The organism is Paenibacillus turicensis (genome assembly GCF_050461185.1).
Lineage (GTDB): Bacteria > Bacillota > Bacilli > Paenibacillales > Paenibacillaceae > Fontibacillus > Fontibacillus turicensis_A.
In genome coordinates, this window is sequence record NZ_JBCMOR010000012.1 from 70,229 (window position 1) to 84,781 (window position 14,553).

Annotated in this window: 10 protein-coding genes; 6 read left to right on the plus strand and 4 right to left on the minus strand. The window is 38.9% G+C overall.

What is annotated here, in order from left to right; genetic code table 11:
• Positions 1 to 127: 127 nt before the first annotated feature.
• The 3 genes from ABE099_RS16470 (at position 128) to ABE099_RS16480 (ending at position 4,311) form a co-directional block, all read left to right on the plus strand.
• Positions 128 to 1,057, plus strand: coding sequence for an ABC transporter permease (locus ABE099_RS16470; RefSeq protein WP_430032177.1), 930 nt, complete (start codon positions 128 to 130; stop codon positions 1,055 to 1,057).
• 23 nt (positions 1,058 to 1,080) lie between these two features.
• Complete coding sequence (locus tag ABE099_RS16475; protein WP_430032178.1) at positions 1,081 to 1,959, plus strand: carbohydrate ABC transporter permease; 879 nt, start codon at positions 1,081 to 1,083, stop codon at positions 1,957 to 1,959.
• Between the two features lie 267 nt (positions 1,960 to 2,226).
• Positions 2,227 to 4,311: a beta-galactosidase gene (locus ABE099_RS16480; protein ID WP_430032179.1), complete on the plus strand. Its 2,085-nt coding sequence runs from the start codon at positions 2,227 to 2,229 to the stop codon at positions 4,309 to 4,311.
• 276 nt (positions 4,312 to 4,587) lie between these two features.
• Here the strand turns inward: ABE099_RS16480 and ABE099_RS16485 are convergent, their stop codons facing one another.
• Entirely contained in the window at positions 4,588 to 6,375 is a 1,788-nt protein-coding gene (locus tag ABE099_RS16485) for a glycine betaine ABC transporter substrate-binding protein (RefSeq protein ID WP_430032180.1), read from the minus strand.
• Positions 6,350 to 7,573 carry a quaternary amine ABC transporter ATP-binding protein gene (locus ABE099_RS16490; protein WP_430032181.1) on the minus strand — a complete coding sequence of 408 codons (1,224 nt, stop codon included), beginning with the start codon at positions 7,571 to 7,573 and terminating at the stop codon, positions 6,350 to 6,352. Before ABE099_RS16490 ends, ABE099_RS16485 begins: the two co-directional genes overlap by 26 nt.
• A gap of 233 nt (positions 7,574 to 7,806) precedes the next feature.
• On the opposite strand from ABE099_RS16490, the gene ABE099_RS16495 reads away from it, so the two are divergent.
• Positions 7,807 to 8,361 carry a GbsR/MarR family transcriptional regulator gene (locus ABE099_RS16495; protein WP_430032182.1) on the plus strand — a complete coding sequence of 185 codons (555 nt, stop codon included), beginning with the start codon at positions 7,807 to 7,809 and terminating at the stop codon, positions 8,359 to 8,361.
• Here the strand turns inward: ABE099_RS16495 and ABE099_RS16500 are convergent.
• On the minus strand, positions 8,358 to 10,757 hold the full coding sequence (locus ABE099_RS16500) for a chlorophyllase/cutinase-like alpha/beta fold protein (RefSeq protein ID WP_430032183.1): 2,400 nt from the start codon (positions 10,755 to 10,757) through the stop codon (positions 8,358 to 8,360). The two genes, ABE099_RS16495 and ABE099_RS16500, sit on opposite strands and share 4 nt — an antisense overlap.
• A gap of 149 nt (positions 10,758 to 10,906) precedes the next feature.
• A complete protein-coding gene (locus tag ABE099_RS16505; RefSeq protein ID WP_430032184.1) occupies positions 10,907 to 12,256 on the minus strand; it encodes an amino acid permease in 1,350 nt (449 codons plus the stop codon).
• A 280-nt stretch (positions 12,257 to 12,536) separates the two neighbouring features.
• On the opposite strand from ABE099_RS16505, the gene ABE099_RS16510 reads away from it, so the two are divergent.
• Together ABE099_RS16510 and ABE099_RS16515 are read left to right on the plus strand one after the other, a co-directional pair.
• Positions 12,537 to 13,463 carry a hypothetical protein gene (locus ABE099_RS16510; RefSeq protein ID WP_430032185.1) on the plus strand — a complete coding sequence of 309 codons (927 nt, stop codon included), beginning with the start codon at positions 12,537 to 12,539 and terminating at the stop codon, positions 13,461 to 13,463.
• A 111-nt stretch (positions 13,464 to 13,574) separates the two neighbouring features.
• Positions 13,575 to 14,504 (plus strand): hypothetical protein, encoded by a 930-nt coding sequence (locus ABE099_RS16515; protein ID WP_430032186.1) that lies wholly within the window; start codon positions 13,575 to 13,577, stop codon positions 14,502 to 14,504.
• Positions 14,505 to 14,553 lie beyond the last annotated feature (49 nt).

Here is a 14,553-nt window from a genome sequence, read left to right on the forward strand (position 1 = left end):
TTGTTTTTGTACCATTTATATTGCTTTTCTGTACTGTTTGAGTAAGAAGAGACATTGATATAATCGCAGTATAAAGCGCTTCAGCACCTAATTTATATGTGATTTTGCAGGTCATTTTGTCTGTGATATGCATATAAAACGCAGTATAAGTAAAGGGGGGAAAAGGGTGAAAACTTTAAAAAAGACATGGCCATTTCATGTCATGCTGTTGCCTGCGGTAATCTTCTTAATTGTTTTTAGCTACATACCTATGGGCGGGATCGTCATGGCTTTTCAAAACTTTAAGCCGTGGCTCGGGATCAGTGGCTCCGAGTGGGTAGGATTTGATAACTTCCGCTTTTTGTTTGAACGTAATGATAGTTTGCAGGTAATTTGGAACACATTAGTTATCGCTGTGCTGAAGCTTATCTTTAATTTATTTATTCCATTTGTATTTGCGATTTTGCTAAATGAAATACGAAAGGTGGCACTCCAGCGAACGATTCAGACCCTTGTTTATTTACCACACTTCTTGTCTTGGGTTATTTTGGGCGGAATTCTAATTGATCTATTATCTACTACTGGACTTGTTAACCGTGTGTTGGGCACCTTCGGCTTAGGTCCCTATTTTTTTCTAGGTGATAACGCTTGGTTTCGCTCCACGGTCATTGTGACTGACGTTTGGAAGGAATTTGGCTATAACACGATTGTGTTTCTAGCGGCACTTGCGGGGATTAATCCAGCACTATATGAGGCTGCAGAAATAGATGGTGCAGGGAGATGGAAGCAGACCTTAAACATTACAGTTCCCTCGCTTGTTCCGATGCTAATGGTAGTAGGAACGTTAGCGTTAGGTAACGTCCTGAACGCGGGCTTTGATCAAATCTTCAATTTATATAATGCACTTGTCTACCAGACAGGGGATATTATTGATACGTTCGTCTATCGTTCAGCCTTGGAGCATGGAGAGATGGGCTTTGCCACTGCTGTTGGACTATTTAAATCGGTGATTAGTATGGTGCTCATAATGTGCTCCTATAAGCTAGCTAAAAAGTATGGTGGGTATCGTATTTTTTAATAGAGAGAAAGAAGGGATTTGCCATGTACTACAAATCACGATCGTATCGCATCTTTAACATTTTTAATACGTGTCTGTTATGCTTGATCGCTATTTTATGTATCGTCCCGATGATCCACGTGTTAGCCGTATCGTTTAGTACAAAGGCCGCCGCCGATGCTAACCTTGTTAGCCTGTGGCCTGTTGGATTTTCCTTTGAAGCGTATAAGAAAACAATGAATAATCCCATATTTGTAAGCTCATTATGGACGTCTGTATTACGAACGGTCATTGGAACCTCAATTATATTATTGGTGACTTTTTTGGCGGCGTATCCGTTATCAAAGGAAAATAGTGAGTTTAAGGGGCGTAACATTTATTCGTGGTTATTTGTGTTCAGTATGATTTTTAATGGTGGACTTGTCCCGTTTTATATGGTCATTCAAAAAATCGGATTAATGAATAACTTTTGGGTGCTTGTGCTTCCAGGCGTAGTAAATACGTTTCTCATAATATTAATGCTTAACTTTTTTAGAGGCATTCCAAAAGAGCTAGAGGAAGCGGCAATGATTGATGGTGCAAATCATTTTAAAACGTTATTTCGCATTTTTCTCCCAATCTCTATGCCTTCGATCGCTACGATTGCCTTGTTCAGCATGGTGTTTCACTGGAATTCTTGGTTTGATGGCTTGTTATATCTAAATGAAGCAAAGGATTATCCGCTCGCGACCTTTATGCAGACGGTCATCATAAAACGAGATATGAGCACGATGAGCATGAATCCAAAAGAGATGGAAATGATCTCGCAAACGACAGTGCGCGCCGCCCAGATTTTTATCGGAAGTGCTCCAATTTTAATCGTTTATCCATTCCTGCAAAAGTATTTTGTTAAAGGAATGACTTTAGGTTCTGTGAAGGGTTAAGTCCTTCATTTAAGTAAACAAATTTAATTAAGGCTCAAACTTGAAAACAGTACTTTATAGACATTCCAAACTAGCGAAGAGACAGAGAGATTCTGGAATTGTCTCTTAAAATCAAATTCCATCCATAATAGACTTCAATAAAAAGGAATATGGTTTTAATAACAATCGTAAGAACTCTCTGGAGCGTAGCTTCTAGCGTCGTTGGCAAGTACTGATTTATAAATAGAGCCTAAATTAAGATTCAAACTAAAAAGGAGTTGCTCATTTATGGCACATAAATACCAACCGATTAGTAACAAACTACCGCACATGCTTCATGGTGCGGATTATAATCCAGAGCAGTGGCTGAGGTATCCTGAAATTTTGCAGGAGGACATTCGCTTAATGAAGCTAGCAAAATGTAACGTGATGTCTATCGGTATCTTTTCATGGGTTTCATTAGAGCCAGAGGAAGGCAAATATACGTTTGACTGGTTAGATCTAATTTTAAATACGTTTGCGGAAAATGGGATTTATGCTTTTTTAGCGACGCCAAGTGGCGCTAGACCTGCATGGATGTCTGCCAAGTATCCTGAGGTGCTCCGCGTGGAAGCTAATCGGGTTCGTAATTTACATGGTTTTCGTCATAACCATTGCTATACCTCACCGGTTTATCGGGAAAAGGTGTTAGCTATAAATACGCGGTTAGCAAAGCGTTATGCTGAACATCCCGCAGTAATTGGTTGGCATATCTCCAATGAATTTGGTGGAGAATGCCATTGTGACTACTGTCAGGCGGCTTTTCGCGACTGGATAAAAAATAAATATGATACATTGGATGAGCTTAATGAGGCTTGGTGGACAACGTTTTGGAGCCATACGATTACGGACTGGAATCAGGTTGAATCACCAGCTCCACATGGTGAAACACAAGTTCATGGTATGAATTTGGATTGGCGTCGTTTTGTTACGGATCAGACCGCTGACTTTATTAAGCATGAGATCAAGCCTTTAAAGCAATGTAATGCTGACTTACCTGTGACAACTAATTTTATGGGTTTTTATGAAGGTTTAAATTATCACAAAATTGCACCTCTGTTAGATGTGTTGTCTTGGGATAGCTATCCGACATGGCATGATGCAGAGCATGACATAGTACAGGCGAGACATACTGCAATGATGCATGATATCATGCGTGCGATGAAGGGAGGACAACCATTTTTACTTATGGAAAGCTCTCCAAGTGCTACAAACTGGCAAGATGTAAGCAAGCTTAAACGTCCAGGTATGCATCTATTATCTTCGTTGCAGGCTGTTGCACATGGATCAGATAGTGTTCAATATTTCCAATGGAGAAAAAGCCGTGGCTCTAGTGAAAAGCTGCATGGTGCAGTTGTTGACCATGTTGGACATGAGTTCACACGTGTCTTTGAAGAGGTAACTGACGTAGGCAACGCTTTATCCAAGATGGGACAAATTGTGGGGACAACTGTACCTGTGGAAGTTGCCATTATATTTGACTGGGAAAACCGTTGGGCAGTGAAGGATGCGCAAGGACCACGTAATATAGGAATTAAATATGAAGAAACAGTGGAACAGCATTACGAGGCATTTTGGAAGCAAGGGATAGCCGTAGATGTGATTGATATGAATGAAGACTTATCTAAATACAAGCTTGTGATTGCACCGATGCTTTATTTAGTAGGGGAAGGCGTTGGAGAGCGGATACAGCAGTTCGTAGAGCAGGGAGGGACATTTGTAACCACCTATTGGTCGGGGATTGTTAATGAAAATGATTTGTGTTTTTTGGGTGGCTTCCCAGGACCACTGCGTCAAACGTTAGGAATATGGTCAGAGGAAATTGATGGCTTACATGATGAGCAATATAATGGCTTGATTCCTTTAACTAATAATAAACTTGGCCTTACTTCTCATTATGATGCCGTTGAATTGTGTGACTTAATCCATTTGGAGGGTGCAAAGGCACTTGGAACCTATGCGTCTGACTTTTACGCAGGGAGACCTGCTTTAACGGTTAATTATCTAGGTCAAGGTGAGGCGTATTATTTGGCAGCACGATTTGAAGCACCTTTTTATGACGATTTTTATAGCATATTGATGAACAAGCTCAATCTTACACGTGCAATAGATACTAACTTTCCAGACGGGGTTACTGCTCATGTCCGTACAGATGGGGAGCAGGATTATATTTTTTTACAAAACTATACCGCTGAACAGAAGCTACTTCAATTAGATAAAGAAAAATATACGTATGTATTAGCTGATGAAGGAGTGGAGAAGGAGCTAAATGAGCTAAAACTATCACCTTTTAGTATCACTCTATTAAAAAGAACAACAAAATTTAAATTTTAATGCTATTTTCAGGTTACGGTAAGGTGATTTTAAGGAAGTAGCTTTATATTAATAGTACTCCCTCTTCTTAATTTATATATGAAGAAACCATCCCGCCCCGGGATGGTTTCTTAGTGTGTATATATTTTTTTTACCCTTCAGTCCTACCAGCGTAGGAAAGAGGGATTGTGGAACAATGAAATGGTCGCCTTTAAAATTAGATTCCTACCTTAATTTATTACAATAAAGGGAATCTAATTTTAACAGCGAGTGAAACAACCCTCTTGACGTCCCCATTTACTTATTTAAATCCTCAATCGAATCAATATCCACATAAGCAGGAACTACAAATCCAGTTCGTACGCCAGTCATGTTCGCGCCAATGTCGTCAAGCTGATCTTTAAATTTCTCCCAATAGTCACCATGTGTAAGTGGTAGCCATGCTGCGATGCTGGCATCAACGTCACCGTTAGCGACTCCTGTCCACATTGGTCCAGCCTCAACCTGTAATGCAGTAACTTTAAAGCCTAATTCATGTTCTAAAATATAAGAGATTAAATGTGTACTTGCGATTTCAGAGTCCCAAGCAACATAACTAAGTTTTAAGCTTTTACCTTGTACAGGCTTTATGCCTTTGATCCATTCCTGTACACGTTCAGGATGCGCTTTTGCCCAATCTGCGGCAGCATCTGATGCATTTTTACCATCTTGAATATCAATCATAATTTCGCCCATTTCGTCAGAGGTCCATTTGAAGTTTTGCAGGAATTGATAAGCTTCTGGCTGATCCTCCTTTAGTCCAAGACGAGCGATGGTATGAATTTCTTCCGCCTCACCAAATGTTTTCTTAGGATCATCTAAATATTTTAAATCATATTTAGTGAACATCCAGTGTGGTGTCCAGCCAGTAATAATAACTGGATCTTGGTTGCGAATCGCTTTATCTAAAGTGGCAGTCATCGCTGCACTAGAGCTTTCAACTAGTTTCCAGCCTTTTAGATCATAATCCGTTAAAGCTTGGTTAGCTGATTTCATAATTCCTGAACCTGGATCAATCCCGATAATCTGATAATTATATTTGGAACCTTCCTCGCCAGTGCCTTGAATCTGAGCATTGACATTAGCTGACCCACCACTTTGTGCTACAGCTTGAATAATACCACCAACTAAAATAACTGCGAAGCAACTAGCTGTTAGGATAGATTTACGAGAAAATCGAATCTTTTTAGCTCCCGCAGAAGCTGGAGCAACAGATTTTTTATGACCTGCTTTAAATAAATTTTGTGTAAAACGATCTAATACAATGGCAAGGACAACAACAGCTAAACCAGCCTCAAAACCTTGACCTATTTTAAGCTGTGTAACTGCACGATAAACTTCAGCACCAACACCCTCAGCACCAATCATTGAGGAAATAACAACCATCGATAAGGATAACATAATCGTCTGGTTAACCCCAGCCATCATGGTGGATTTTGCAAGTGGTAGCTCTACTTTAATAAGCTTTTGCCATGAGGTAGAACCAAAGGCATCTGCCGCTTCTTCAAGCTCTGCAGAAACCTGCTTAATTCCTAGATACGTTAAACGAATCGTAGGTGGAATTGCAAAAATAACGGATGCAATAACCCCTGGAACGACACCGATGCTGAAAAAGGAAACAGCAGGCAAGAGGTATACGAATGCGGGCATCGTTTGCATAAAGTCAAGGATTGGTGAAACAATCCGATGAAGTGTTTTACTATACGCACACAAAATCCCGATCGGAATACCGATAATGACGGATAATAATGCGGACGTAACAACGAGTCCTAACGTATTCATTGTGTGTGTCCAGTAACCTAAATTATCAACGAGTAAAAACCCGATAACTGTAAATAGTGTTAATGGTATGCGCCCAATTCCATATGCAATAATACCTAAAATAGCAATAAACAATAATGGATGTGGCAACATAAAAACCCAAGTAAAGCAAGTTACAATAAACTCAATGACAGAAGAGATTGCGCCAAAGAGTGAACCTAAATGATCCTCCATCCAGCGAATAAGTATATCAATCCAATTAGCGAGTGGAATTTTCGGTGTCATTGGCATTTCCCTCCTTTACATTTACATCGCCTGCTAAGGCACCAAGTAAAGCACCACGAATAATCACGCCAAGCAATTTACCATTTTCGTCTACGACGGAAACAGGCACTTTGGCAGAGCTAGTAAGCTCAAACATATCGCCTAATAACGTGTCAGGTGAAACAGCTGGACCATCCGTAATTAAAATCTGAGACAATGTTTCTCCTTGCTTTGCTGCACGAGACGCATCTTCTGCTGTAATAACACCCAGCAACTTTTTAGCCCGATCAATAACAAATAGATTAGAAATCTTTAATTTGCGCATTAATTCAAGTGCAACACGTGGTCCGCGATCCAGCGTTATCGTCTCAGGACGATTCATCACATGAGAAGCTGTTAGTACTTTGGATAAATCCACATCCTCAATAAAGCGTTCAACATAGCTATTCGCCGGTTGAGTTAACATTTCTTCTGGGGTACCAACCTGTACAAGCACACCATCTTTCATTAAAGCGATGCGATCACCTATCCGAAGTGCTTCATCTAAATCATGCGTAATGAATATAATCGTTTTGCGCATTTTTTCTTGTAATTCTAATAACTCATCTTGCATATCTCTACGCATAAGTGGATCAAGCGCACTAAATGCTTCGTCCATCAGCAGTACTTCTGGATCATTGGCAAGTGCTCTTGCAAGTCCAACACGCTGCTGCATCCCACCACTTAGCTCATCTGGCATTTTATCTCCCCAGCCTTTTAGGCCAACGAGCTCCAAAGATTGTAACGCCTTTTGTCGTGCTTCTTCCTTGTTTATGTTTTGGACCTCTAGTCCATATTCCACGTTTTGCAGTACGGTACGGTGTGGAAACAATCCAAACTTCTGAAAAACCATACTAATACTTTTACGTCTAACTTCACGCAATTGAGCTTTGTTCATTTTGCGTAAATCCTTACCATGAATCAAAATTTTACCTGATGTAGGCTCAATAAGACGATTAAACATCCGAACCAAAGTGGATTTTCCACTTCCGGATAACCCCATTATGACAAAGATCTCGCCTTCTTTAATGTCGAAGCTAACCTTGTTCACGCCAACAGTAATTCCTCTGCTAGCTAGACTTTCCTTGGTATGCCCTTGTTCCAAAAGTTGAAGACCCGTTTCAAGATTGGGACCAAACAATTTGGTGACGTTTTGGACTTCTAAAATAGAATTCTTCAAACTATTCACCCCTCTTAAATCTAATTTCTGTTGTTCTCGTGCCTACTAGTGTAACAAAAAGATTTTTTTAGCACAACCGTAATAACTGTTCGTAAAGTACGTACAGAAAAAACTGTACGAATAGAATTTAAGGAATGCTCCCGTATGCTCCCAAATGCTACCCGAATGAGTCCTTTACAATTCACAGGTACTTTTTTAATATAGAATAGACATTATGAAGGAGGCTCGGTAATATGAGCTTAGATCAACTTACACCAGAACAACACACTACATTATTAAAAATAAGAAAGCGTGTTATAGAAGTTATCGGAAGAAACATGGACTTGTATGGTGTTCCACATTCGACGGGTCATTTATATGGTTTATTATTTTTTGCAAATAAGCCAATGACATTGGACGAGATGGGTCAAGAGATGAGTATGAGCAAAACGAGCATGAGTACTGGCGTACGTACCTTGCTTGATCTTAAAATGGTAAATAAGGTATGGGAAAAAGGATCACGCAAGGATCTCTATGAAGTGGAAAGTGACTGGTATCAGACTTTTACGGACTTTTTTGCTATTAAATGGAGAAAAGCTGTGGAAAGTAATATGCTTGTGTTAAGAAGATCCATTGCCGAGATGGAAAAACAGCTTCAGAGTGAAGCTGACCTTAGTGATGCCGTTCGTAACGTGTTAGTACAAGATCAACAAAAAATGAAAGAAGCCATCCAATATTACGAATGGCTTGATAAACTCATTGATGCAATGGAAAGCGGGGAAATATATAAGCTTGTTCCTAAGCCTTAATACACACCAATATCGTCTAGCATAATTAATCCTGAGCTACTCTTCATATGGAAGGTGATGCCTTCTAATGAAGTTGTATCGAGCTTAGGATTATTTTGTGTGTACACCTTTAGTGGCAAAATAAAGGTTTGCATAATTGCCTCGGTATCTTCTTCATATTTTCCATCATTAATGTAATCCTCCATCCATTTGTACCATGTAAAAGTGCTTTCAGGTGGTTCAAGAATATTTTGAAACTGAGATAAGGGAAGAATTGCATTATTCCCATGTACATCATGAACTTCAACGTCGATCTCCATTGCTTCGCTTGTGTTTTCTAGTAAATAGTTAAGGTTAGCTAGTGAAAAGGAAACACGGGTTGTATTTTTTGTTGCTGTAGTGGGTGCGCCTTGCTTCCAGTGCAAGCTTAAACTAGCCACTTCGTTAGGTGAATATAAATCAGAGTTTCCCCATTCCACCTTAAGCCCCTTCGAATTTTTACTAGATTGGCTTCGGTTTTTATAAGTTTCCTTGTGTGTGGTGACTCTATTAATGATAATTTTTCCATTGGATGGCAATGACGTTTCACTCATATTTTCCTCGAATGTAGACCATACTACGAAGGAGCTATCCTCATACCGATTAAAATATGTGCTTGCTGGTAGCCAAGCTTCCCCGTTCCGATAATCCTGAAATAAAGGCACATATGCATGTTTGTTCTTTAATGTTACTTCTAAAAATGCAGTCACATATACTTTAGCGATTTCTTGCTGACTAGCTGTATCAATAATATCTGAACGGCGAAGAAATAATCCTTGAGGTAAGCTGATATCCCTTGAGCCCCATTCACTATTAAATTGACTATGATTTGCAGCCTCTACATAAAGTGTGGATTTGATCCATGGATTTTCCGTTGATTTCTCCTTTTCGTTATTAAAGGTTGTTCGAGCGTATTGACGTTCTCCATCAAAATCACTGACATCTCCATCCATAGCCCCTTGGATCGTTAAGTAATTTATGTTTGTTAGGTCTGTATATTTTTTATCCACCTGTTTGTCTGTAGGTGCAATTGCAATTACAGTTTTAATTGGATATTGCTGATTAAATCGTTGTAGTTGCTCATCCTTAAACCAACTAGCTCCGTCCGCTGCCATAGCGGCTGCTTGTCCACCGCGAGAATGTCCCATAATCGCTATGTTTTGCATATCGATTTTATTGTATAAAGGTACTTCCTTAGCTTGATTAAACTGTTCAATTTGCATTAGATGTTGTAGCAAAATCCATGCACGAACCTTCATATCATTTGTTGGAATACCTGAATAATTAGAATAATTAAGAAAGTTTTCATCAATCGAGATCGCCACAAAACCACGACTTGCAAGTAATTGTCCTAAATAATTGTAGCCCTCATCTGAAAATTCCTCCATAATATGATTGCCATGGACAAGGAGTACAAGCGGGTATTTTCCATCCTCTTCGGGCATCCAAACCCGTCCATTTAAGGGCAAGGTGGTTTCATCAAATCCCCAAAAAAATGTCCGATACCAAGACCAATTCGTAATAAATTGTGACGCATCCACTGGATTGGAATATACATCTACATTTGCCCCAAACTCATCAAGACGTCGATTACTTCCACTTCCATAAGTAAAATAACTTACAGCATGATTGCCAGTTAGAGCTGGATTGGCTAAAGCGGGATCTGTTACCTCTTCTGCTGGATTTACATCGAAATCAGAGAATGAAGTTAAGTCTGAAATCGAATCTAAATCTGAATTTGAATCTAAATCAGAAGCTGAGTCTGTAGCTCCATCTGCAACTGAATTTGAAGCCTTATCTGCTGCCTGATTGTTAGCAGATTGCGTTGTGGTTGAAATCAAGTCAGGAATAAAATTTCCGATTAAAATAATAAGAAAGCATGCTAATATCGTAAGCTTCCAAAAGCTTGATACATTTTTACATAATAAGGTAGCACTGAGTAAGCCAATAATCATTCCACCTATACTTAATAGAAAGGCAAATAAAATGGAAATCAATAGTGAGCTATCATCCTCATAAAAAATAAAAAATATGCTTACCGCGTTACATAATACGGTGGCTACATATAATCGTGGTACCTTTACACCAGTAAGGGCAATGATAACAGCAAGTAGATGTGACACAATCCAAAAAATCGCCGTACCTAGGATAGAAAATAGCATTAAATCAAAGGTGCGACCAAAGCCAGTAGGTAGACTCAAGGCTAAAAAAAGGCAGGTTAATATCGTGACACTCCACGAACCGATCGTAGCAGTACGCCAAAAGAGAGTGTCAAATTGAAAGGTTTGCTTTATACGCCCCATTAATATCGAAGCCAAAGAACGCTTTACTTTCGTATTTTGTGATTGTAAGTGACTTGGTTCAAGTGTGGCGGACATCGCTTCCTCCATGTTTATGTTTGATTATAGAAATGTAATTTATATTATATTGTAGCATGGTCAACGAACAGGGGGAACGGAAGAGAGAATGAAAAAAACGGATAGGCTGAGTTTTACTTCATTCAGTCTATCCGCTTCAAGGTCAATGCCTACTTTTTGCCACGAACAGGTCTGAATTTCACAAAAGACCAGATGACAAGTAAGATCATTACAAGTATACAGATGCCAATACTAATTCGTTTACTGCTATCTAATAAGAAGAGAACCCCAATGACTGAAAGTGAAACAATGGTGAAAATCGTTAACCAAGGGAAACCCCATATTTTAAAGCTAGGCTCAACGGGGTAATTTTTACGTAACTTCAGTTGAGTGATACAAATGACAAGCCACACGGTGGATACGACAAACCCCGGAACAGCCATAAGTAAAGGAAATAGCTGATCTTGAACGAAGTATGCAATTACACTACCTGATAATAAAATAATGGCACATAATTTAAGACTATTTACAGGAACCCCTTTTTTTGAAAGTTTGCCTAATGCAGGTGGAGCTTCTCCATCCTTAGCAAGGGAATGCAGCATCCGTGTTGCGCCATAAATGCCAGAATTGCCTGCAGACAATACAGCGGTAATGAGAATAAAGTTCATAATATGTGTAGCACCTTGTAAGCCCGAGGTTGATAATACCTGAACAAACGGACTCGATTGTTCACTGATCTGGTTCCATGGAATTAATCCACAAATAATAAGAATAGGCAAGGTGTAAAATAAAATAACACGTAAAATAAAGCTTTTAACGACACGAGGAACAACCTTTTCAGCGTTTTCTGCTTCGGTCAGTGTCAATCCGATGAGCTCAGAACCGCCGTACGAGAACATAACAACAATGAGTGCTGGAATGATCGCTGTCCATCCATTTGGGAAAAACCCACCATACTCTGTAAAGTTATAGGAAAAGGAATGGTCAAATCCAGGCAAAATTCCAAAGAGAATGCTTGCGCCTAAGATGATAAAAATAATAATCATCGCGATTTTAATACCGGCTAACCAAAACTCAAATTCCCCATAACTCTTAACACTAAATGAATTCATTAAAATAATGATGACAGCACAAGCTAGGCTTAACACCCATAAAGGGACATTAGGTAACCAAAATTGTAGGAAGCTACCCGCCGCTATCACTTCAATGATGCAAACCGTTAACCATAGAAAGCAGTAAAGCCAACCGACAATAAAAGACACACGTTGGCCAAAAGCCTTACTAATAAAATCCTTCATGTTCATATTAGGATATACGGTTGCCATTTCAGCGATGGCACCCATAACAACAAGGAGCAATAAACCAGCGACAATATACGATACCACAACACCAGGTCCTGCAACCCCAACTGTCTCTGCGCTACCTTTAAAAATTCCTGTTCCGATAACCCCTCCCATTGCCATAAAGGTAATATGTCTAGGACGAAGCTTTTTTTGTAATGGAGCTTGATTTGATTCCAAAATAAATCCCCCTAATATGAAATACAACAAATACATATAATTTTTCATTATAACGGATTTCACCTCAAGTGGGACAAAAATAAAATCACCCTCTTTTGTATTTTTGTGACAAATGTGTGAAAGATCAAAGTAAAAATACGTTTGAATTCCGTTTCAAATAGGTTAAAGATAGTTTGAATAAGCTTATCTGCCGAAGCGTTTTCGTAAAATCTGACAACTAGGTAGTGTCTGTGATAAGCTACTAAAATGACAGCGATTGAGAGGATGGGGGAGTTTTAACTTGAGTAGTATTTTGTGGTCGATTCCTTTTTTATTTGAATTTAAATTATTTGGTATTGACTTTATTCCAGATCTCTTGGGGATCATTTTGTTATGTCGTGGCCTATTGAGCTTGAAAAAACAGTCTATTCAATTTAATCAATTCAATCGATTAATGCTTTTCGTAAAAATAATGGTAGGCTGGGTTACATTTAAATATTTTTTGAGCGTGACATGGCTATTAACAAACGAAGGTGCTCTATTGTCTAGCGAGCTGTGGATTGCGCCGATTGTAGACATCGTTACACTTGTATTGCTTGCAATGATTGTATTTGAGGGTCGGAAAGCATTGCTGCAACTTGAACAACTTCCTATAGAGCTAAAAAGTAAACTGACTACATTAGCAAATGTCTATGCTGTATATACGATCGGAGCTATTGCAATTCGAGGGATGAGTTTATTTTATGGTGAATACTTTGACCAATTTCAATGGATAGCATTTGCGTTCTCTGTTTTATTAATTGTTCGCTTCATTATTATAGTTAGCCAAGTATTTAAGACTTACATTTCTAAAAATTTTGTGAATTCAGTACAAGCAGGGGCAGTTGCTGATTCACCAACGATTATCGGATTCATTCTTGCAATTATTTCAGCTTTACCGATCGCAGGATATGCATTGTTTTTCTGGTATATGGATTCTTCAATAGATAAAAGTGATCCGACTGCGGGTGCAGGAATTGGTTTTGCCTTCGCCTATTTATTTGTTCTAGGTGGGATTATTTCGGTGATTGTGGGAATTGTTGCATTGCTTGTGACGAATTCAGCTAGAGTAAAAACAACACTTTCCCGCTCAGCATCCCTGATAGCACTTTTTGCTATGGCCCATCCATTGCTTATCCTGTTTGCGATGTCAATCCCAGGCAGATTTCTCTTATGGGCAGGGATATAAAACTTTAACTTTTAATTATCGTAATAAGCGCTTTCAATTTATCTGACAACAAGGGAATTGTGTGATAAGCTACTAAAATGAAGTGAAATGAGAGGAAGGGTGAGTTTTAGTTTGAGCAGTATTTTATGGTCAATTCCCTTTTTGTTTGAATTCAAGTTATTTGGTAGTGATTTTTTTCCTGATTTAATCGGGATTGCTTTATTGTGCCATGGTTTATCTGATTTAAAGAAAGAGTATATTCATTTCAAAAAAGCTTCATTAGTCGCAAATATTATGCTCCTCTGGGTATTTGCCAAATATGTATTAAGTGTCGCATGGTTTCTCAAGCGTGGCATATCGATCTCAAATGAGCTATGGATTGCTCCAGTCTTAGATAGTATTACTTTAATTTTATTGCTGATCATTGTTGGAATCGCCTTTAAAGCATTTATTCAATTTAATGAGGTAACTGAGGAGTTAGCTAGTAAGCTGACTCGAATTGGCAAAGCCTATGGAGTCTATACCCTAGTAGCAATACTTGTGCGCGTCATTAATTTTGGCTTCGGAGATTATTTTAGCCATACGCAATGGATTTTGTTCTCTGTCTCCATTTACTTTATCGTTCGGATGATTATATTAGTGAGAGAAGTTTACAAAGCAGTGAAGCCTGATCATTTTCAAGAAGCTGTACAGGTGTATCAGTCCATGCGTATTCGTTTTTTATCGCCAAAGGCAACGGGGATGTTGACCTTAGTAACAGGGATTGTAGCCAATCTTCCCTTTGTAGTTTACTTATTATTTTTCTGGTATACGGACTCGATCAAGGGGTCATTAGATTTAACTACGGGCTCACCACTAGGGAATACATTTTCGTATTTGTTTATTATGGGTTCATTGACATCTGTGACACTAGGGATGTTCGCACTCGTCATCTCTTATTTCACAAGGGGAAAATCTACGTTATATCGTCCATCTATTTTGTGCGCTATATTTGGTTTTGCACAGCCATTTATTATTATGCTTATGGTTTTTGGAAGAATAATGCTTTGGCCAGGTATCTAAATGTAAATGGACACGCAACTTTATAGATCAAAAGCCTATACACCTTCGT